An 18277-nucleotide genomic window follows, 5' to 3' on the forward strand; every position below is an offset into this window, starting at 1 on the left:
CGCGGAGCAGTCGTGGTCGGACACCGGCGGCCCGGGTCCTGTCCGGACCCGGGCCGCCCGGTCATCGCCTCCTGGCGCGTGCGCCGACGCGGGGGTCAGTGGTTGCGCGGGGCCTGCGGCCCGCCGGACGTGTCGCCACTTGACTTCGGCTCGTTCGCCGGGCCGCCCGTGGTCGGCGGCAGATTCCTGCCGCGGCTGCGGGACTTGTACGACGAGTCCGACGACGAGTACTTCGCGGCCCGCGCGATCATGCCCTGCTCGGTCTGCTCGGCCAGATACCTCAGCGACGACGCCTCCTCGTCCAGGTCGGCGCGCAGGAAATCGGGGGCGTCTTTCAGCACGTCGTCGACCGCGCGCTGCGCCTGGCGGATCTCGTCGAGCGCCCGGCGGACCGAGCTGGCGCTCAGGTGCGCCGAGGCGCGGCGCTTGATCTTCTGAACCTGCAGGTAAACCAGCTCGGTGCGGACGACCGGGTCGGGCACTCGGCCCGCGGCCTGGTCGCCGGGCACCACGTTGACGTGCAGCGGCACCGTCACCGTGTGCTGGGTCAGGCTCGGCAGCTCCACCCAGGTGAACTCGCACGTCGCGACCTGCGCCAGGCCGAGCGCCGCGATCGCCGGGACGTCGAACACCAGCAGCAGCTTGCGGGTCTCGTCGGCGTAGAACGCGCCCAGCTCGGCCAGCATGGTCTTGCCCGTCGCCGTCACCGGCAGGTCGTTGAGGATCTGCACCGCCCGGACCTCGGGCGACAGCGTGATCTGCAGTGACGCGGCCTGCGCGGTCTGCGACAGCAGGCCGTCGACCTCCCCGGCGATCTGTGCGGAGGCGGTGTCGGCCTCCTCGGCGAACAGCTCGTTGCCCATCCCGCCCCGGGCAATCGCCGACATCAGCCGCTCGTCGTAGCCGAGTCCGAACCCGAGCGTGGACGAGGTGACCCTGTCCGCGTACGCCTTGGCGGCCACCCCGCCGAGCGCCTCGGGGTCGGTGACGCCCGCGTTGGCGTGCCCGTCCGACACCAGCAGCAGCCGTGCTCCACCCTCTCCGGCGACCCGCTTGGCCTCCTGCAGCCCGCGCAGGTATCCGGCGGACAGGTCGGTGCCGCCGCGGGCGTGCAGGCCCGCAACGGCCCGTTTGACCGCGAGCTTGTCGGTCAGCTTGCCGGCCGGGACGGTCAGCTCGACCCGGTCGTCGAAGGCGACCAGGCCGAAGTTGTCCTGCGGGTCGAGCCGGTCGATCAGCCCTAGCAGCGCCGTCTTCGCGCCGTCGAGGCGTCCGCTGTCCATCGAGCCGCTGCGGTCGAGCACCACCTGTAGCGTCTGCGGCGGGCGGGGACCGGCGGCGGCCGGGGCGGGCGGCGCGGTCAGCTCGATGAGCACCGACAGCTGGTCGTCGGTCTCCACGGCGACGACGTCGACGTCCAGATGCGCGGTGATGTGCATGAAATCTCCTTCGGACGCGGTGACGAGGACCGAACTGCACTTTCGGGGAAACTGCATCAATGGACGGCGATTTTCGTGCGCCTTCCCTGAAAGTGCAGAGGGAACGCGTGCACAGTAGGCGGTGGCGTCCAGCGCGGCGAGGTTTCGCCGCCGTCAGGCCGGGAACTGACCTGGCCATGGGGGAACAGAAGAAACTTCGCAAAGGCGACAAAGTGACCTGGCGGAGTCACGGGCAGACCGTGCACGGCACCGTCGAGGAGAAGATCACCGACCGCACCGAAGCCGCCGGACGCGAGGTGGCCGCCTCGGGCGACGACCCGCAGTACCGCGTGACCAGCGACAAGACCGGCCGCGACGCGGTGCACAAGCCGGAGGCGCTGCGCCGTGAACGCTGACGAGCGCGACCAGACCTACCGCGACTTCGGCGACGCGGTCAACATGACCCCGGCCGCACTGGAGAAGTGGCTCGACAGCGCGGACTCCACCGCGGTCGGGCAGAAGAAAGGCGGCGGCGAGTCGACCGGGCACGCCTCCGGGCGGCGCATCGTCGGGCTGCTGCGGACGAAGAAGGCCGACCTCAGCGACGCGGACCTCGCCCACATGCGCAAGGTCGTCGGATACGTGCACCGGCACCTCGCCCAGCGCCCGTCCGGCGACGTCACCGAGACGCCCTGGCGGTACTCCCTGATGAACTGGGGCCACGACCCGCTGCGGTAACGCCTTTGCGCGATCATGATCACGCGCTCTAGGGTGCGTGCGTGCGTGACATACCCCGGGTCGTGTGGATCCTCGCTGTCGGACGATTCGTCAACGCCGCCGGGTCGTTCGTCTTCACGTTCCTCTTCCTCTACCTGACCGGGCCCCGCCAGCTGCCCCTGGAGCAGGCCGGCCTGATCAGCGGCGCGCTCGGCGTCGGCCTGCTGGCCGGCAACTTCACCGGCGGCTGGTTCGGCGACCGGTACGGCCACCGCCGGGTCATGCTGCTCGCCTCGACGGTCGCGGGCACCGTCACCCTGCTCGTGCCGTGGACGCCGGTGGCGCTGCTGGCCGTGTCCACGGCCCTGCTCGGCTACAGCGGCGCGACCGCCGGCACCTCGCAGGGCGCGCTCACCGCGCTGGCGGTGCCGCCCGGCGACCGGCGGCGCGCCGTGGCGATCAGCCGGGCCGCGTTCAACGCCGGCTGCGTCATCGGACCGCCGGTCGGCGCACTGCTCGCCGTCGAGCACTTCACCGCCCTGTTCGTCATCGACGGCCTGGTCATCCTGGCCGTCCGGGCGGTCACCGCCGCGCTGCTGCGCGCCGAACCGGAGCGGCAACCCGCGCCCGCCGGCGCCGCGCCCGCCGGGCTGTGGCGCAGCGTGCTCGCCGACCGAGGCCTGCTGATGCTGCTGCCCGCGATCGTCGTGGTCGACGTCGTCTACCGGCAGCTGTATTCGACCCTGCCCGTCTACCTGCGCGACAACGGGCAGCAGCTGACCGTGTACGCCGCCGTGCTCGCCGTCGGCTCCGGGCTGATCCTGCTGCTGGAGATCCCGGTGACCATGCTGCTGCGGCGGCTGCCCGCCACGGCCATCATCGCCGTGGGGTACACGCTGGTCGGGGTCGGCATGGCGGTGTTCGGGCTCGGGTCCACCGCGGCCGTGGTGATCGCCGCGATGGTGGTGCTGACCGCCGGGGAGATCCTCTACAAGACCACCGCCACCGCGCACGTGCTCGACCGTGCCCCGGCCGAACTGACCGGCCGCTACCAGGGCCTCTACACCGGAGCCGCGACCAGCGGAACCATGCTGGCCGCCCCGCTCGGCGCACTGCTCTACGGGCTCGCCCCGGGCGCGCTGTGGCCGGTGTGCGCCGTGCTCGCGGTCGGCGCGGGACTGCTCGCCTGGCGATCGGGCCGGGCCGTGGTCCAGGCGGAGACCGCAGCGGCAGAGCCGGCTCCCGCCTCCGTCTGACGACACCGGACGGTGCGTCGGTCCGCGCGCTGCGGACACCCACGCATGCCGGCGATGCGGGATGATCGAGGCATGCCGTCCGCCTCCCTCGGCCGCACCTTCGCGGCCGCCGGGTTCGCCGCCGTCGTCGCCGGGGTGCTGGCCGTGTCCGCCCTGCACGTGCTGCCGCCGACCGCCGCGATCAGCCCGATCCGCCGCACCATCAGCGAGTACGCCTACTACGAGACCGGCTGGGTGTTCAACCTCGGGGTGCTGATCCTCGCCGCGGGTTCGCTGGCCGTGTTCGTGGCGCTGGCGTACGCGAAGCTGATCCGGCCCGCGTCGTTCGCCTCGCTCGGCCTGCTGCTGTGGTCGGCGGGCCTGGCCGCGGTGGTGTACTTCCCGAAGCACGACTGGTCGGTCGGGCCGTCGCTGCACGGGCACATCCACCGGATGGCGAGCCTCGTCGCGTTCCTCAGCCTGCCCCTGGGCGCGCTGCTGGTCACCGTCATGTGGCGGCGGGAGCGGCGCTGGCGGCGCAGCGTCTGGCTGACCGCGATCCCCGCGCTGGCCGCGCTCGCCTTCTTCAGCGTCATCATCGGCGCGTACCTGCTCACGCCGTACACCGGCATGCCGTGGTGGGATGTCATCCCGCTCGGCTTCGTGGAACGCGGCCTGGCCACCTTCGAGGTGCTCACGGTGCTGGCGCTGGGCCGCTGGGCATGGCGTGCCTCATCCACACCGGAGGCCGCCGCGTCTTCGGCGGACCGCGGACCCGAAGCGCTACCATGATCCGTTTTTGTGGACGCCCGACGCTGCTATAGCGACGTTCAGCGACCACAGACCGGATCATCGGACCCCGCTGGGCATCCGGACCGGCCAGAGCGGGCTATCGTGCCGCCATGTCTGACGTAGAGCAGCCGCAGGTGTTCGTGAACCGCTTCGGTGACGCGGCCGGTCCTGGCGACCCGGAGTCCGCCCGCGATACCTGCCGGTGCATGGCGCAGCCCAAGCAGGAGAAGCGCTTCCACCGCGACCGGCAGGACACGCGGGCCCCGGGCTGGCTGCGGCTGCTGGACCTGATCAATCAGGCGGCGGCCGACGGCCGGGAGAAGTTCACGCCGCTGGCGGAGCTGAGCGCGCAGGAACGGCGGCAGGTGGTCACCCTGCCCGCGTCGATCGGCACGTTGACCGAGGTGAAACACCTGGTGCTGTACGGCAGCAACCTGGTGCGGATCCCGCCGCAGATCGGGCTGATGCGCAACCTGAAGGTGTTCGAGCCGTACACCTCCTACCGGCTGCACTGGTTCCCGTACGAGCTGACCCGGTGCCCGCAGCTGGTCGACAGCACGGTCAGCACCCGGGCGGTGTACGGCAACTACAAGACGCGGCTGTCGTTTCCGAAGCTCGCCGAAACCGGCCGACCGCCCGCGACGCCTGATCCGGGCCGGTGGGGCGCGGACGAGATCCTCTCCTGCAGCGTGTGCGACCAAGCCCTGACCGACGGTGAGACACGCCAGGTCTGGATCTCACGAGGCGTCGGCTCCGACGTGCTCCCGCTGCTGGTCAACGCGTGCTCTCAGGCGTGCGTGGAGGCGCTGCCGAAGCCGGCCGCCAACCACGTTCCCATGGTGCACACCGGCGGTCGCGAGGTGGCGCAACCCGCGACCCAGTGGTGAGCGGCCGCGTCAGGCCTTCGTCGCCGCCGGGGTCGCCGCGACCGGTGTCGGGGCCGGGACGGCCGAAACCGGTTCCGCCACGAGGTCAGCAGCCGCGGCGGTGCTCGCGCGGTTGTCGGCGCGGCGCAGGAACGCCCAGGTGGTCAGGCCGGCGGGGATGACCAGCCAGCAGGACAGCAGCCGGTAGCCGAGCACGGTCGCCGCGGCGGCGGCCGGTTCCGCGCCCGCGGCGGTCAGCGCGGCGAGCAGCGTCGCCTCGATGACGCCGATGCCGCCGGGTGTGATCGGAATCTGCCGGACCAGCTGCGCCGCCACGTAGACCGTGCCGAGCTGGAGCAGGTCCAGCGGCAGGTGGAAGGCCTGCGCGACGGCGACCAGGCAGGCGAGGTCGGCGAGCCAGTTGAGCGCGGACAGCCCCAGCGCGGCGGTGCGGTACCGGCGCGGCATGGTCTCGGCGACCGCGGCCACGTCGCGCATCAGCTGCCCGAGTCGGCGCAGCTGCGTGCGTACGAGCCCGGACCGGGCGGGTCGCCCGGCGTCGGCGGTGTCCGGGGCGGTGGCCAGGAAGTCGAGGTCCTCCTCGTCGACCGGCCCGTCGATGGTCAGCGAGGCGCGCGCCCGGACCCGGTGCCGCACCAGCAGGGCGGCCGTCGCGGCGCTGACGCCCAGCACCGCGGGGGTCAGCACGGGCTGGTCGCGCCAGGTCGACACCGGCGAGGCGAGGAAGGTGAGCAGGAAGCCCGCGACATACAGCAGTGCGAGGGCGACGAACGAGCTGACGCCCGACATGATCATGACGGCGGTCGCCGCCTCGCGGCTCGCGCCCCAGCGGCGGAAACGCTGGTACGCGTACCCGGCGGACACCGCGGTGCCGGCGGGCATGCTGATCGACAGCGCGGAGCGGGTGTAGGCCAGGGCCAGCGCGCCGCCCAGCCGGGCGGTCACCCCGACGCCCTTGAGCAGGTTCGTCTGCTGGCGGGCGAACAGCGACATCGACAGGATCTCGGCGAGCAGCGCGACGCCGATCCAGGCGAGGTCGCCGTCGGCGACGACCGGCTTGATCTGGTCGAGGCCGGGGATCTGGTCGCGTACGGTCACCAGCGCCAGCACGACCACGGCCACCGGCAGCAGCCCGCGCAGCCAGCGCCGACAGACGGGAGCGGGCGCTCTGAGCGCCGCGGACGTGCGCGGGGATGGCTCCTCGGGCGGGCGCGGGTGGCGACGGGCCGCAGTCCGCTGCCCGGGTATCGCGGCCTGCCGGCGCGGGGACCGGTAGGGCCGGGCCTGGCGTCGGCAGATCCTCGGCGCGCTACGTCGGCGAAGTGCCTTCACGATCACGGACCATACCGCTCGCGGGTCGCATGGCGAGCGACTCGTAACGCTGCACACAGCGCAAAGTTTGCTGAAAGCCGAGCGCGTTCGGCCGCCGCCGGGGCAGGCATGCCGCTACGCGAACGGCTCGGCGGCGCGGTCCAGCCCGGCTCGCACGGCCACGGGCAGGGCGGCCCCGCCACCCTGCTCGACCCACAGCCCGAACACGGTGCGCAGCGCGGTCATGAAGACGGCGGCCAGCACGCGCGAGCGCATCGGCTCGTCGGCGTGGCCGGGGTCGCGGGCGGCGACCTCGGCGGCGAGTTCGTGTTCCAGCAAGGTCTGGGCGGCCGCCTGCTGGGCGAGCAGGGACGGGTGGCGGCGCAGCAGCCGGGTCTGCGCGACCCAGTTCGGGTCGACCTCGCCGATCTGCTCGAAGTGGGTGACCGCCGCGTTGGTCAGCGCCTGCCACGGGGTCTCCCCGGCGGGGCGGGCGCGCAGCAGCTCCAGCAGCGCGTTGACGCGCATCCGGTCGCCGTACAGGAGGGCGTCCTCCTTGTTGGCGAAGTAGTTGGAGAAGGTGCGCCGGGACACGTTGGCCTCGTCGGCGATGGCGTCCACGGTCACCGCGTCCAGGCCGCGTTCGACGGCCAGGCGCAGCACGGCTTCGTGCAGGGCCTGCCTGGTCGCTTCCTTCTTGCGTTCGCGCAGGGTCGGCGTCGGCTCGCTCGTCGGCTCCACGAGCAGGAGACGATACCGGTCGGCGTGGCGAAATGCACATCGGGAAACTTTGCACACTGTGCAAATTCAGTGCCATATTCGATGCCATGAGCAACCCCGGCCACATCCCCCGCCACCTGCGCATGGGCCACCGCGAGATCCTGGAGTCCCTGAGCGGGCTGCTGCTCGTGCTGTTCGTCGCCATGATCAGTTCGACCATCGTGTCCACCGCGCTGCCCCGTATCGTCGGCGAACTGAACGGCACCCAGACGCAGTACACCTGGGTCGTCACCGCGACCCTGCTCGCCGCCACCGCGACCACCCCGGTCTGGGGGCGCCTGGCGGACATGTTCAGCAAGAAACTCCTGGTCCAGATCGCCATCGTGATCTTCGTGATCGGCTCGCTGCTCAGCGGGTTCGCCCAGGACACCAGCCAGGTCATCGCGGCCCGCGCGGTGCAGGGCATCGGCGTCGGCGGCCTGCAGGCCCTGGTCCAGATCGTGATCGCGGCGATGATCCCGCCCCGCGAGCGCGGCCGGTACAACGGCTACCTCGGCGGCGTGATGGCCGTCGCCACGCTGGCCGGTCCGCTGCTCGGCGGCCTGATCGTGGACACCTCGTGGCTGGGCTGGCGCTGGTGCTTCTTCATCGGCGTGCCGATCGCCGCGATCGCCTTCGCGCTGCTGTGGCTGACCCTGGACCTGCCGCACGGACACCGGGTCAAGGCGAAGATCGACTACCTGGGCGCGGCCCTGATCGCCATCGGCGTGAGCACGCTGCTGGTCTGGGTGTCGTTCGTCGGCAACTCGTTCGACTGGCTGTCCTGGCAGACCTTCGCCATGGTCGGCGCGGCGCTGCTGGTGCTGGCCGCGGCGGTGTGGGTGGAACTGCGGGCGGAGAGCCCGGTCGTGCCGATCACCGTGATCAGCAAGCGCGTCCCCGCGCTGTCGATCGTCGCCAGCCTCGCGGTCGGCATGGCCATGTTCGGCGGCTCGGTGTTCCTCGGCCAGTACTTCCAGATCGGCCGCGGCTACACCCCGACCGAGGCCGGCCTGCTCACCATGCCGCTGATGTTCGGCGTGCTGGTCTCCTCGACCGTCACCGGCCGCATGGTCACCAAGTCCGGCAAGGTCAAGCCGTACATCGTCACCGGCGCGATCGTGCTGGTCGCGGGCTTCCTCGGGCTGTCGTTCATCGACCATGACACGCCGCTGACCGTGATCAGCGTGGGCATGCTGCTCGTCGGCCTCGGCGTCGGCATGACCATGCAGAACCTGGTCCTCGCGGTGCAGAACACCGCCGCCATGAAGGACCTCGGCGCGGCCACCGGCTCGGTGACCTTCTTCCGCTCGCTCGGCGGCACCATCGGCGTCTCGGTGCTCGGCGCGGTGCTGGCCAACCGGGTCCAGTCGATCATCGCCGACCACCTGGCCGCGGCGGGGCTGCCCGCGGGCTCGGGCGGCGGCTCGCTGAACCTCAAGACGCTGCCGCCGATGGCCCAGACCATCGTCCGCGAGGCGTACGGCGACGCCACCGGCCACATCTTCCTCATCTCCGCGGCCATCGGCGCGGTCGGCGTCATCGCCGCACTGCTGCTGCCCGACATCGTGCTGCGCTCCGGCGCCCCGGCCCCGGCACCCGAACCCGTCGCCCCCGCGCCGGCGGCCCCGGTCCCGTCGCACGCCGACGCCCGCTCCCACGCCCCGGCCCCCGCCTACGCCCCGGCCCCGGCACCGGCACCGGCACCGGCACCGGCACCGGCCTACGCTGCGCCGTCGCACGCCGACGCCCGTGTGCAGGCACCCGCGTTCGCGTACGCGCCGTCCACCCCGTGGCCGTCACACGCCGACGCCCCCGTGCGCTCGCAGGCGTCGGCGGGCGGGCTCGGCGAGTCGGCTCCGGCGCTGGGCCGGGCCTGAGCAGGGCGGCCGAATCGTGGACCTGCCGCAGCAGCGCACCGAGCACTACGGTCCGGCGGCCGCCCCGTGCGCTTTCGAGCGAGGCACCGACGGCCCGCGAGTGATCATGGTGGGCGTGGACGGCAGCCCGCCGTCGGAGCGGGCCGCCGCGTACGCCGCGGGCCTGGCCCGCCGCCAGCGCAGCCGCCTGGTCGTGGTGTTCGTGGGGGAGTCGGCCGGACTCGTCGCCTCGATCTACGGCCAGGCCGCGGCGGCGGCGGTGCAGACCGCCGAGGAGCTGGCCGACGAGCTGCGCGCCCAGGTGCGCCAGGCCGCCGAGGAGATGGGCCTGCCCATCACGTTCACGGTGCGCCGCGGTGATCCGTACGCGGAACTGCGCGCCGCGGCCGACGAGCTGAAGGCGGACATGCTGGTCGTCGGGGCGTCCGCGCAGGCGGGGCACCGGTTCGTCGGCTCGGTCGCGACCCGGCTGGTCAAGCAGGGCCGCTGGCCGGTGGTGGTCGTTCCCTGACCAGCCGGCCGGTCGGCCAGAACTCCGCCAAAACGGGCAAATGCTAGTAACTTGGAGGGGTCCTGGGGGTTCGACGGGGGAGTCTCACATGTCCGACACGCTGGCCACGAACGTCCTGACATACCCGTTCGGCAACTCCGGACTCGACCCGCTGCTGCCGGACCTCGGCCCGGACGGCGTGGGCCGGGTGCGGCTGCCCACCGGCCAGCAGGCCTGGCTGTTCACCCGGCACGAGCACCTGCGCGAGCTGCTGCGCAGCCCGGACTTCTCCAGCGACTTCACCCGGCCCGGGTTCCCGCTGATCCGGCCCATCCCCGAGGACATGCCGCGCCGCCCCGACGGCTCGCTGATCCGCATGGACCCGCCCGAGCACACGAAGTTCCGCCGGATGCTCACCCCCGAGTTCATGATCAAGCACATCCGGACGCTGGAACCGCTGATCCGGCAGACCGTCGTCGACGCCTTGGACGAGATGCGTGCCGCCGGGCAGCCCGCCGACCTGGTCGAGCACTTCGCGCTGCCGGTCCCGTCGATGGTGATCTGCCACCTGCTCGGCGTCCCGTACACCGACCACGACTACTTCCAGGAGCGCAGCCGCATCCTGCTGGCCTGGTCCAGCACTCCGGAGCAGGCCCGCGACGCCATCGAGGAACTGCGCGACTACCTGACCCGGCTGATCGCGGCCCGCCGCGGCGAGCCGGGCGAGGACCTGATCAGCCGGCTGGCCGCCGAACGCGTCGCCACCGGCGAGATGACCGAGGAGGAGTTGGTCGGGCTGTCCGTGCTGCTGCTCATCGCCGGGCACGAGACCACCTCGAACATGATCGGCCTGAGCACGCTGGTGCTGCTGGAGCACCCCGCACAGCTGCGCCGGCTGCGCGAGCGCCCCGAACTGATCGACGACACCGTCGAGGAGCTGCTGCGCTACCTGACCATCGTGCGCACCGGGCTGACCCGGGTCGCGGTCACCGACACCGAGGTCGGCGGGCACCGCATCGCCGCCGGGGAGGGTGTGATCGCGCTGCTGTCGGCCGCCAACCGCGACACCGACGTGTTCCCCGACGGCGCGGAGTTCGACCTGGAGCGCGGCTCGCACCAGCACATGGCGTTCGGGTTCGGCATCCACCAGTGCATCGGCCAGCCGCTGGCCCGCGCCGAGCTGCGCATCGCCCTGTCCGAGCTGATCACCCGCCTGCCCGGCCTGGCCCTGGCCGTGGACGCCGACGACGTGCGCTACCGCGACGCGGTCGTGTTCGGCGTGCAGCGGCTGCCGGTGACGTGGTGAGCGCACGGCTGCGGGTCGCCGTCGACCGGGACGCGTGCTGCGGCTCGGGCAACTGCGTACGCACCGCGCCCGAGGTCTTCGACCAGGACGACGCCGACGGCCTGGTCGTCCTGCGCCAGGCCGAACCGCCCGAGTCCGAGCACGACGCGGTTCGCGAGGCCGCCTACAACTGCCCCGCCGCCGCGATCGACGTCACCGAAGGCTGACGGTTACTCGCCGGGCGTTACATCTATTTAGATGTGATCACATCAAAATAGATGTAACGCCCGGCACCGATGCCTTCCGTCGGCTTGTCTTAGTACAGCCATCGGTCCAGCACCGCCGGCCAGAACAGCCGGTCATGGCGCCCACCGGCGACGGCGGGCGGGTCGAGCCGTCCGATCCGATCACGCAGCTGCGCCATCTCGCCCTGCGCGGCCTCTTCGAGCTCTCCCGACTCATCCCAGTGCGCGACCGCATGCGACGTCGCCAGCAGCAAACCCAGCCAGTGCAGCGAACACAACCAGTGGTTGACCGAGGAGTTGACCAACCGAACCTCATCGTCTCCGTCGTTGCGCTGGAAGACGCGTCCGGTGTCGGGCTCAGCGGTGAAGAACCACGCCGACGTGTCGGGTGACGTCTGGGCCAGCCGGTACCAGCGCTGCTCCCGCTGGAACACGACGTCCTCGACGATCCAGTCCAGGACGGGGACCCCGGATGAGACGAGCGCGTTCAGCTGCTCCGCCGGCAGCCGCCAGGACGCCAGCCCGCCGATGGTCGCCCGGACGACGCGTTGCGGCCCAGCCCAGCTGCTCAACTCATCGAACGTCGGCACTGCGGGAAGTCCTGCTTCGTGCATGGCAAAGAGTCTGCGGCCGGAGCCGCGACCGCGACATCCGGGGTCCGAGGGCCGGCTTGGCGCGCCGGGTCAGCACCAGGGGAGGCGGAGGGTCTCGAGTTCCGGGTCGGCGAGCAGGGACTCGATCAAGGCGGGTGGGCCGGCGACCTTGGTGCCCCACAGGTCCCAGTCCGACCAGGTCACCCAGGAGCGGTCGGCGGGCCACAGGTTCGCCGGGGAGCCGCTGCCGCGCTCGTCGTCGTAGAGCGCCTTGGCCTCGCCGAGCGGTCCGGCCAGCACGTGTGCCTGCTCGTCGGGCGCCGCGCCCCGGGCGATGTACGCGAAGCACGGGGTGTCCGGACCGGACCAGGCCGTCAGCAGGTCGACCAGGCGAGACCAGCCCTCCCGGTCCAGCGAGCCCTCGCCGGGCGGTTCGATGCTGGCGGGCCAGCTGCCGTCCGGATGGGAGCCGGGCAGGCTGCGGAAGTCCGGCGCGCTGCCGGGCGGGACCACCGGCTCGTCGGTGCGCCCGGCCAGCTCCGCCCAGCGCAGCCGCCGCCAGCCCGGCCCCGGGTGCTGCGAGCGCCCGATCGCCCCGCCGGTGTCGACGACGCCCCACTCGTCGAGGTTGATCCCGCCGATCAGCTCCGGCTCGACCAGGTGCGCGTCCAGCAGGCTGCGGCGCAGGTCCTGGTGGGTGGTGCGGGTCGCGCCGGACTCCCACTCGTACATCGCGTGCAGGATCCAGACCGCGTCGGGCCGCCCGCCGGGATCGTAGCCGGTCAGCTCGCCGTCCGGCCGCAGCTGCGCCAGCCAGTCCGCCTCGTCGCCCGCCACCTCGTGCCAGCCGTCTCCCATGGCTCATCTGACCACATGATCCACCCGGACGCGGGGCGGCCCGCTGGGGATGTCGCGGCGACCGGCCATCGTGGACGCCACGTTCGGCCGGTGGACTCCCTCGCTGTGATCGCGATACTGGACCGATGCCAGCAATTCTCGCCGATGTCGCCCCCCAGCCCGATTACGCGGGCCTCGGCCTGGCCGCGGTCTGCGTCTGCCTGCTGTTCGCCGCGGCCGCGGTCGTCCTGGTCGTCGTGCTGGTCAAGCGCTCGCGTAAATGAGCCCGGCGAGCACCGAGGCGGCGTTCGCGGCGATCGCGAGCACCGCCAGCAGCCGATCACGCCGCCGCAGCCACCAGGCCAGCAGCATCGCCTCCGCGCCGCACACGACGGCCTCCGCGAAGACCACGACCAGGGGGTACGCGGAAAGCCCGGTCCACGGCGCGAGCAGCCACCACAGCAGCGGGTGCGTCGCCAGGTTCACGCCCAGCGCGCACAGCGCCGCCCGCCGCCAGGACACCGCCCAGCCCCAGCGCAGCGCGGCCACGTACACGGGGATCTCGACGGCCAGCGTCAGCGCGAGCGCGGCCGGGTATCGGAGCATCGCATGACGGTAGCCACCCTGCCCGCCCCGCGCACCCCCGCGCCGCCGCGCGCCGCCGCCCTCGCGCTCGGGTTCGCCGCCTGCGCGGCCGTGGCGCTGGCCGCCGCGCTGCGCGCCCCGCTGGCGACCACCGTCCTCGGGCTGATCGCGTTCGGGGTGCTGCACAACGTGCTGGAGCTGCGCTACGTCGCGGGCCGGTTCGCGCACATCCTCACCGGACGGCTGCTGTGGACGGCGCTGGCGCTGGTCAGCGCGATCGTGTTCTGCCGCGTGCTGGGACTGCGCATCCCCGAGGTCGTGCTCTGCTACGGCGTGCTGGCCACCGGCGTGTGGCACGCGGTGCCGCGCCGGTGGCTCGTCCCGGCGGGACTGGGCCTGGCCGGGGCGGCGGCGGTGTCGCTGACCTGGCCCGCGTACCACTTCGTGGTGCTGGCCCACCTGCACAACGTGGTGCCGCTGTTCTTCCTGTGGGAGTGGTCGCGGCGGCTGGCGGGGCGCGAGCGGACGCTGTTCCGCGCCGCCCAGCTCGGCTGGGTGCTGCTGGTGCCCGCGCTGCTGCTGGCCGGGGTGTTCGACCCGCTGCTGGCGGACGGGTCGGCCGCCGTCGTGGCGTTCGCGGGCACCCCGGAGTCGATCGCCGCCCCGGTCAGCCCGCCCGGCCTCACCGCCGGGCTGCGCTTCCTGGCCGTGTTCGCGTTCCTGCAGGCCATGCACTACGTGGTGTGGCTGGGCTTCCTGCCCCGGTTCGCCCCCGACGCCGCGGCGGAGTTCGAGCAGCGCGTGCCGTGGCTGGCCGGGTGGCGGCCGTGGGCGCTGGGCGCGGCCGCGGCGCTCGTGCTCGGCGCGCTGTTCCTGGTCGACTACGGCCAGGGCCGCACCCTCTACCAGGCCCTGGCCAGCTACCACACGTACCTGGAGTTCCCGGTGCTGCTGGCGCTCCTGTTCGCCCGCCCGCGCCAGGCCTAGGTTCCCGTCACTGGTCGGGACTGCTGGGCCGCCCCTCCAGCAGCGCCATGCCGAGCGGCGCGAGCCTGTGCTCGACGCTGCTGCGCCGCCGCTCGCTGTACACCAGCCCGGCCTGGCGCAGCACGGCCAGGTGCTCGCTGGCGGTGCTCGGCGACTGCTTCAGCCGCGCGGCGATGGAGCTGGTCGAGCCGCCCTCCGCGCACAGTTCGAGGATCGCCGCCCGGGTGCGGCCGACCAGCGCCGACAGCGCCGCGTGCTGCCGGGCCGCGACCAGCCCGGTGCCGCGGTCCACCTGGTACACCAGCACCGGCGGCAGGTCGTCGTCGAGCAGGGTGATCGGCCGGGTGGCCCGCTTGAAGAAGGACGGCACCAGCACCAGTCCGCGGCCGCCCAGGTGCAGGTGCCGGTCCCGCGGGTAGTCCGCGATCCGCAGCACGCCGTCCTCGAAACTCACCGACGGGTGCAGCGAGTTCAGCAGCGCGCCCGGGCCGCCGGCGGCGACGGCGCGGCTGCGCGCGGCGTGGTCGGCGGCGAAGGAGGCGGTCACCCAGCTCCACTGCGGCTGGACCACGGCCTCGAAGTACTCGCGCATGCCGGCGGTCAGCTCGCGCAGCGCCGCCGCGCGACCCGCGCCGAGGTCCTGGGCGGCGGCGGGCAGCGTTCCGTGGCCGGCGGCGACGACCGCCACGTCGCGGCGCAGCTGGCGCCGGCAGGTGCTGCCGACGGCCTCCAGCCCGTCGTCGACACCGCCGTCGCGCGTGCGCGGGGTGAGGAAGTCCGGGAAGTCGCCGTGCGACAGGTTGACGCCGAGGAACAGGCCGGCGCGCTCGCGCAGGCCGGAGCCGGCCCGCAGCGACTGCTGCGCGGCCCGGTGCCAACCCAGCAGCAGCGGATCCTCGTTGCGCCGACCCAGCAGGTGGGAGCTGAGGGTGATCTCCCACAGCGGGTCCGGGGCCGTGACGATCCGCGTCTGCATGAGGTCGCGTGAGGTGAAGTGGATGGAGTACACGACGATCCGCCAGACCCTCTCCCGCCACGGCTTGTCCGCTTCGGGGCAGGTTAGTGGTTGTCATGGATCCAACACCAGCCCCACGTCCATGATCAGACGTGCAGCGCCGGCGGGAACCCGGTCCAGCGCAGGCGGTCGGGCAGGTGCGCCAAGTCGTTGAACGACACCAGCGACGGCGGCCGCCCGGCCCGGTAGAGCAGCACCGTGATCCCGCAGTTGGCCTGGTTGATGCCGATCCAGCGGGCGGGCGGGGCGTCCAGGGCGTGCCGCACCAGCCAGCCGATCAGGAAGTTGTGCGTCACCACCAACTCGTGCGTGTCGGTCTCGGCGACCGCGGTGTAACGCGCTTGCGCGGCCTCGATCAGGGCCGCGCCCTCGGCGATCTCGGCGGGGGAGTAGCCGTCCAGGAAACCCTTGGCGAAGGCGGGCAGCTCGTCGTCGGGCGGCAGGTACGGCACGTAGTCGCCGGCCAGCGGGGACTGTTCGACCGGCACCCCCGGCAGGTGCGCGGTGATCAGCGCGGCCGTGTGCGCGGCCCGCCGCACCGGGCTGTGCTGCACCGACGCGAACGGCACCGACGCCAGCCGCTCGCCGGTAAGCCGGGCCTGCTCCAGCCCGGCCTCGGTCAGCTCGCCGAGCGTGTCCGCCTCGCCGTGGCGGACCAGGTACAGCAACCGGTTGCCCGTCATGCCCGCTCCCGCAGCTGCGCGTACTCGGCGGAGGCCAGGAACTCGGTGATCGCCAGGGCCGTGCCCGGCGTGAACTCGCGCCCCTCGAACACCTGCTCGGCCGGGGTGAACACCATCGCCGCGCCTTCGCCGAGCACCACGTCGTCCTGCACCGCGGAGGTCATCCCGTAGAAGTAGTGCTTCACCCGGTGGTGTTCGGGCACCGGCTGCACCAGGAACAGCCGCAGCGGGGAGTCGGGGCGCAGCGACGCCTCCTCCATCAGTTCGCGCGGCGCGGCCTGCTCCGGCGTCTCGCCGGGCTCGATGTGCCCGCCCGGCAGCGCCCACATGTTCGGGAAGTTCGGGGCGTGCTCGTCGCGCAACTGCAGCAGCAGCTCGCCCGCCCGGTTCACGAGCATCACCACGGCCAGCTGTACAGGGTTGTCGTCCATTCGGCCCACCCTAGATCACCCTTGATCGGCTTGCGGGCCCCTGTCACAGTGATGGCCCACATCCGGCACACGGGGAGAGCAGACAATGGCAGAGGGCGTACGGCTGAGATCGCGCAGCGTGGCACTGAGCGCGGCGTTCCTGGGACTGGCGAGCGGCTCGGTCGCCTGCGGGTTCGGATCGAGCGCCCCGGACGACCCGGTGTACCAGCCCAGCGCGATCGACTACCAGCAGCCGTCGTACGTGCCCCAACCCGTGGTCGTGCCCTCGCCGACGCCGGTGACCACGCTGAGCCCGACGCCGGTGGCCAAGCCGTCGCCGGTCCGCACCACCGCCGCGCCGGTCGTCGTGCAGCCCGTCTACGAGGACGCCTACGTCTTCTACTGCGTCGACGAGTACGAGGTCGTCGTCGACCCGATCCAGTGCGACGGCGACCAGGCGTACGGCACCGACTGGCCGTACTACCTCGCCTACTCCACCGCGTACCCGCGCACCCTGCGCATCGGCGACCGGGTGCCCACCGGCGGCGACATGTTCAGCGCCGGCGACACCGCGACCCGCAGCCAGTGGGGCCTGCCGTCGCGGGTCACCAACGGCAGCACCGTGCGCTCCGGCATCGTCGGCGGCACCGGCTCCGGCACCACCGTGGGCAGCTGAGCGGTGCGTCGCGTCAATCATGAAGCACCCAGGCCCGGCTGGGCGGAGACCAACCGCTCGCTGGGCCTGGTGTTCAACGACACCGTGGCCGAGGACGGCTCCGCCGTGTCGTACTGGCGTGAGGGCCCGTTCTACGACTTCGACCTCGACGAGATCCTGCTGCTGGAGCAGTCCGCCGCGACCCTGCACCGCATGTGCGTGGCCGCCGGCGACCACATCGTCGAGCGCTGCCCGCGCACCGACCCGCAGGTGCGCCGCGAGGCCTACCTGACCTCGGTGTGCACCCCGGCCACCTGCCTGCTCAGCCGCACCGGGGTGCCCGAGTACGTGCACGAGCAGGTCATCCGCACCTGGTACGACAACAGCCCGCAGACCTGGGCGCACGGCGACAAGGACCTGTTCGGCACGCACGCGCACACCCGGCAGAGCCCCGACTTCTCGCCGAGCGTCTACGGCCGCTTCGACATCTGGTACGGCGGCCGCGGCACCACCCCGAAGCTGCTCGAATACAACGCGCAGACGCCGACGTCGCTGCTGGAGGCGGCGGTGGTGCAGTGGCGGTGGCTGGAGGACACCGGCCACACCCACCACTTCGACCGGCAGTGGACCAGCATGCACGAGCGCCTCATCGAGGCCTGGCGGCGCAACCTGGGCGAACTCGTCGCCGCCCGCCCCTGGCTGCCGCAGCGCCCCACGGTGTACTTCGCCTACGACGGCACCGAGGCCTCCGGCGAGGACGCCATGAACGCCGGCTACCTCGCCGAGACGGCCCGGCAGGCCGGCTACCCGGTCGAGCTGATCGAGGTGGCGCAGATCGGCGTCGACATGGCCGACGGCCGCATCGTGTACGAGCCCAGCAAGGGCGCGCCCGCGACGCCGATCGACGTCATCTTCCTGCTGTACCCGTGGGAGTGGCTGTGGCACGAGGAGGGCGGCCGCCCCATCTTCGCCAACATGGCCGACCCCACCAAACGTGGCACCGTCTGGATCGAACCCCCGTGGACCGCCGCCCTCTGGTCCAACAAGGCACTGCTCCCGGTCCTGTGGGAGCTGCACCGCGACGACCCGGCCCACCGCGACCTGTTGCTCCCGGCCTACTTCGCCGACCAGCGCCCCGCCGACCTGACCAGCTACGCCCGCAAGCCGATCTGGTCCCGCGAGGGCGCGAACGTCGAACTCGTCCGCGACGGCGCGGTCCTGGCCGCCACCGGCGGCGACTACGGCGACACCGGCATGATCGTCCAGGGCCTCGCCGAGCTGCCGACGTTCGACGGCCCCGGCGGCCCGTACCACCCGGTCCTCGGCGTCTGGATGATCGACGGCGAACCGGCCGGCATGGGCATCCGCGAAGGCACCGGCACCGCCGGCCTCATCACCCGCAACACCGCCTCCTTCGTCCCCCACACCATCGCCTCCCACCGTTGAAAGGAAGGGCACCTTGCACAACGCATGCGTTGTGCAAGGTGCCCTTC

22 protein-coding genes are annotated in these 18277 nt (G+C 72.5%); 13 read left to right on the forward strand and 9 right to left on the reverse strand.

Features of this window, described 5'->3' with window-relative positions; genetic code table 11:
• Positions 1-95 precede the first annotated feature (95 nt).
• Positions 96-1439 (reverse strand): vWA domain-containing protein, encoded by a 1344-nt coding sequence (locus ACFQO7_RS02685; protein ID WP_376804851.1) that lies wholly within the window; start codon positions 1437-1439, stop codon positions 96-98.
• Positions 1440-1651: 212 nt separating this feature from the next.
• Between ACFQO7_RS02685 and ACFQO7_RS02690 the strand changes: the two genes are divergently transcribed.
• From ACFQO7_RS02690 to ACFQO7_RS02710, 5 genes are all read left to right on the forward strand, one after another.
• Complete coding sequence (locus tag ACFQO7_RS02690; protein ID WP_376804852.1) at positions 1652-1834, forward strand: hypervirulence associated TUDOR domain-containing protein; 183 nt, start codon at positions 1652-1654, stop codon at positions 1832-1834.
• Complete coding sequence (locus ACFQO7_RS02695) at positions 1824-2156, forward strand: DUF3140 domain-containing protein (protein WP_376804853.1); 333 nt, start codon at positions 1824-1826, stop codon at positions 2154-2156. Before ACFQO7_RS02690 ends, ACFQO7_RS02695 begins: the two co-directional genes overlap by 11 nt.
• Before the next feature lie 41 nt (positions 2157-2197).
• Positions 2198-3391: an MFS transporter gene (locus ACFQO7_RS02700; protein ID WP_376804854.1), complete on the forward strand. Its 1194-nt coding sequence runs from the start codon at positions 2198-2200 to the stop codon at positions 3389-3391.
• 72 nt (positions 3392-3463) lie between these two features.
• On the forward strand, positions 3464-4162 hold the full coding sequence (locus ACFQO7_RS02705; protein ID WP_376804855.1) for a DUF998 domain-containing protein: 699 nt from the start codon (positions 3464-3466) through the stop codon (positions 4160-4162).
• A gap of 110 nt (positions 4163-4272) precedes the next feature.
• Positions 4273-5049 (forward strand): leucine-rich repeat domain-containing protein, encoded by a 777-nt coding sequence (locus tag ACFQO7_RS02710; RefSeq protein WP_376804856.1) that lies wholly within the window; start codon positions 4273-4275, stop codon positions 5047-5049.
• Positions 5050-5058: 9 nt separating this feature from the next.
• Here ACFQO7_RS02710 and ACFQO7_RS02715 read toward each other — a convergent pair whose 3' ends face one another.
• Both ACFQO7_RS02715 and ACFQO7_RS02720 read right to left on the reverse strand, forming a co-directional pair.
• A complete protein-coding gene (locus ACFQO7_RS02715) occupies positions 5059-6171 on the reverse strand; it encodes a lysylphosphatidylglycerol synthase transmembrane domain-containing protein (RefSeq protein WP_376804857.1) in 1113 nt (370 codons plus the stop codon).
• Positions 6172-6495: 324 nt separating this feature from the next.
• A complete protein-coding gene (locus ACFQO7_RS02720; protein ID WP_376804858.1) occupies positions 6496-7101 on the reverse strand; it encodes a TetR/AcrR family transcriptional regulator in 606 nt (201 codons plus the stop codon).
• Between the two features lie 86 nt (positions 7102-7187).
• Between ACFQO7_RS02720 and ACFQO7_RS02725 the strand changes: the two genes are divergently transcribed.
• From ACFQO7_RS02725 to ACFQO7_RS02740, 4 genes are all read left to right on the forward strand, one after another.
• Positions 7188-8999, forward strand: coding sequence for an MDR family MFS transporter (locus ACFQO7_RS02725; protein WP_376804859.1), 1812 nt, complete (start codon positions 7188-7190; stop codon positions 8997-8999).
• Positions 9000-9015: 16 nt separating this feature from the next.
• Positions 9016-9510 (forward strand): universal stress protein, encoded by a 495-nt coding sequence (locus ACFQO7_RS02730; RefSeq protein WP_376804860.1) that lies wholly within the window; start codon positions 9016-9018, stop codon positions 9508-9510.
• 88 nt (positions 9511-9598) lie between these two features.
• Positions 9599-10795 carry a cytochrome P450 gene (locus tag ACFQO7_RS02735; RefSeq protein ID WP_376804861.1) on the forward strand — a complete coding sequence of 399 codons (1197 nt, stop codon included), beginning with the start codon at positions 9599-9601 and terminating at the stop codon, positions 10793-10795.
• Entirely contained in the window at positions 10792-11001 is a 210-nt protein-coding gene (locus tag ACFQO7_RS02740; protein ID WP_376804862.1) for a ferredoxin, read from the forward strand. The genes ACFQO7_RS02735 and ACFQO7_RS02740 overlap by 4 nt, the downstream gene beginning before the upstream one ends.
• Before the next feature lie 89 nt (positions 11002-11090).
• On the opposite strand, the gene ACFQO7_RS02745 is transcribed toward ACFQO7_RS02740, so the two are convergent.
• Positions 11091-11591 carry an SUKH-4 family immunity protein gene (locus ACFQO7_RS02745; RefSeq protein WP_376804863.1) on the reverse strand — a complete coding sequence of 167 codons (501 nt, stop codon included), beginning with the start codon at positions 11589-11591 and terminating at the stop codon, positions 11091-11093.
• A 111-nt stretch (positions 11592-11702) separates the two neighbouring features.
• Positions 11703-12470 carry a hypothetical protein gene (locus ACFQO7_RS02750; RefSeq protein ID WP_376804864.1) on the reverse strand — a complete coding sequence of 256 codons (768 nt, stop codon included), beginning with the start codon at positions 12468-12470 and terminating at the stop codon, positions 11703-11705.
• 125 nt (positions 12471-12595) lie between these two features.
• Between ACFQO7_RS02750 and ACFQO7_RS02755 the strand changes: the two genes are divergently transcribed.
• Entirely contained in the window at positions 12596-12733 is a 138-nt protein-coding gene (locus tag ACFQO7_RS02755) for a hypothetical protein (protein ID WP_360535422.1), read from the forward strand.
• Here the strand turns inward: ACFQO7_RS02755 and ACFQO7_RS02760 are convergent.
• On the reverse strand, positions 12714-13055 hold the full coding sequence (locus ACFQO7_RS02760; protein WP_376804865.1) for a hypothetical protein: 342 nt from the start codon (positions 13053-13055) through the stop codon (positions 12714-12716). The genes ACFQO7_RS02755 and ACFQO7_RS02760 overlap by 20 nt on opposite strands.
• 3 nt (positions 13056-13058) lie before the next feature.
• Here ACFQO7_RS02760 and ACFQO7_RS02765 point away from each other — a divergent pair, with 3 nt between their 5' ends.
• On the forward strand, positions 13059-14021 hold the full coding sequence (locus ACFQO7_RS02765) for a hypothetical protein (protein ID WP_376804866.1): 963 nt from the start codon (positions 13059-13061) through the stop codon (positions 14019-14021).
• 7 nt (positions 14022-14028) lie between these two features.
• Here ACFQO7_RS02765 and ACFQO7_RS02770 read toward each other — a convergent pair whose 3' ends face one another.
• The 3 genes from ACFQO7_RS02770 to ACFQO7_RS02780 form a co-directional block, all read right to left on the reverse strand.
• Entirely contained in the window at positions 14029-15030 is a 1002-nt protein-coding gene (locus ACFQO7_RS02770) for an ArsR/SmtB family transcription factor (RefSeq protein ID WP_376804867.1), read from the reverse strand.
• A gap of 92 nt (positions 15031-15122) precedes the next feature.
• Positions 15123-15719, reverse strand: coding sequence for a histidine phosphatase family protein (locus tag ACFQO7_RS02775; protein ID WP_376804868.1), 597 nt, complete (start codon positions 15717-15719; stop codon positions 15123-15125).
• A complete protein-coding gene (locus ACFQO7_RS02780) occupies positions 15716-16150 on the reverse strand; it encodes an NUDIX hydrolase (RefSeq protein WP_376804869.1) in 435 nt (144 codons plus the stop codon). The genes ACFQO7_RS02775 and ACFQO7_RS02780 overlap by 4 nt, the downstream gene beginning before the upstream one ends.
• Before the next feature lie 85 nt (positions 16151-16235).
• Between ACFQO7_RS02780 and ACFQO7_RS02785 the strand changes: the two genes are divergently transcribed.
• A complete protein-coding gene (locus ACFQO7_RS02785; RefSeq protein ID WP_376804870.1) occupies positions 16236-16805 on the forward strand; it encodes a hypothetical protein in 570 nt (189 codons plus the stop codon).
• Between the two features lie 3 nt (positions 16806-16808).
• Complete coding sequence (locus tag ACFQO7_RS02790) at positions 16809-18230, forward strand: glutathionylspermidine synthase family protein (RefSeq protein WP_376804871.1); 1422 nt, start codon at positions 16809-16811, stop codon at positions 18228-18230.
• Positions 18231-18277: the final 47 nt, after the last annotated feature.

Origin of the sequence: Catellatospora aurea (genome assembly GCF_042663325.1) — a bacterium.
Lineage (GTDB): Bacteria > Actinomycetota > Actinomycetes > Mycobacteriales > Micromonosporaceae > Catellatospora > Catellatospora aurea.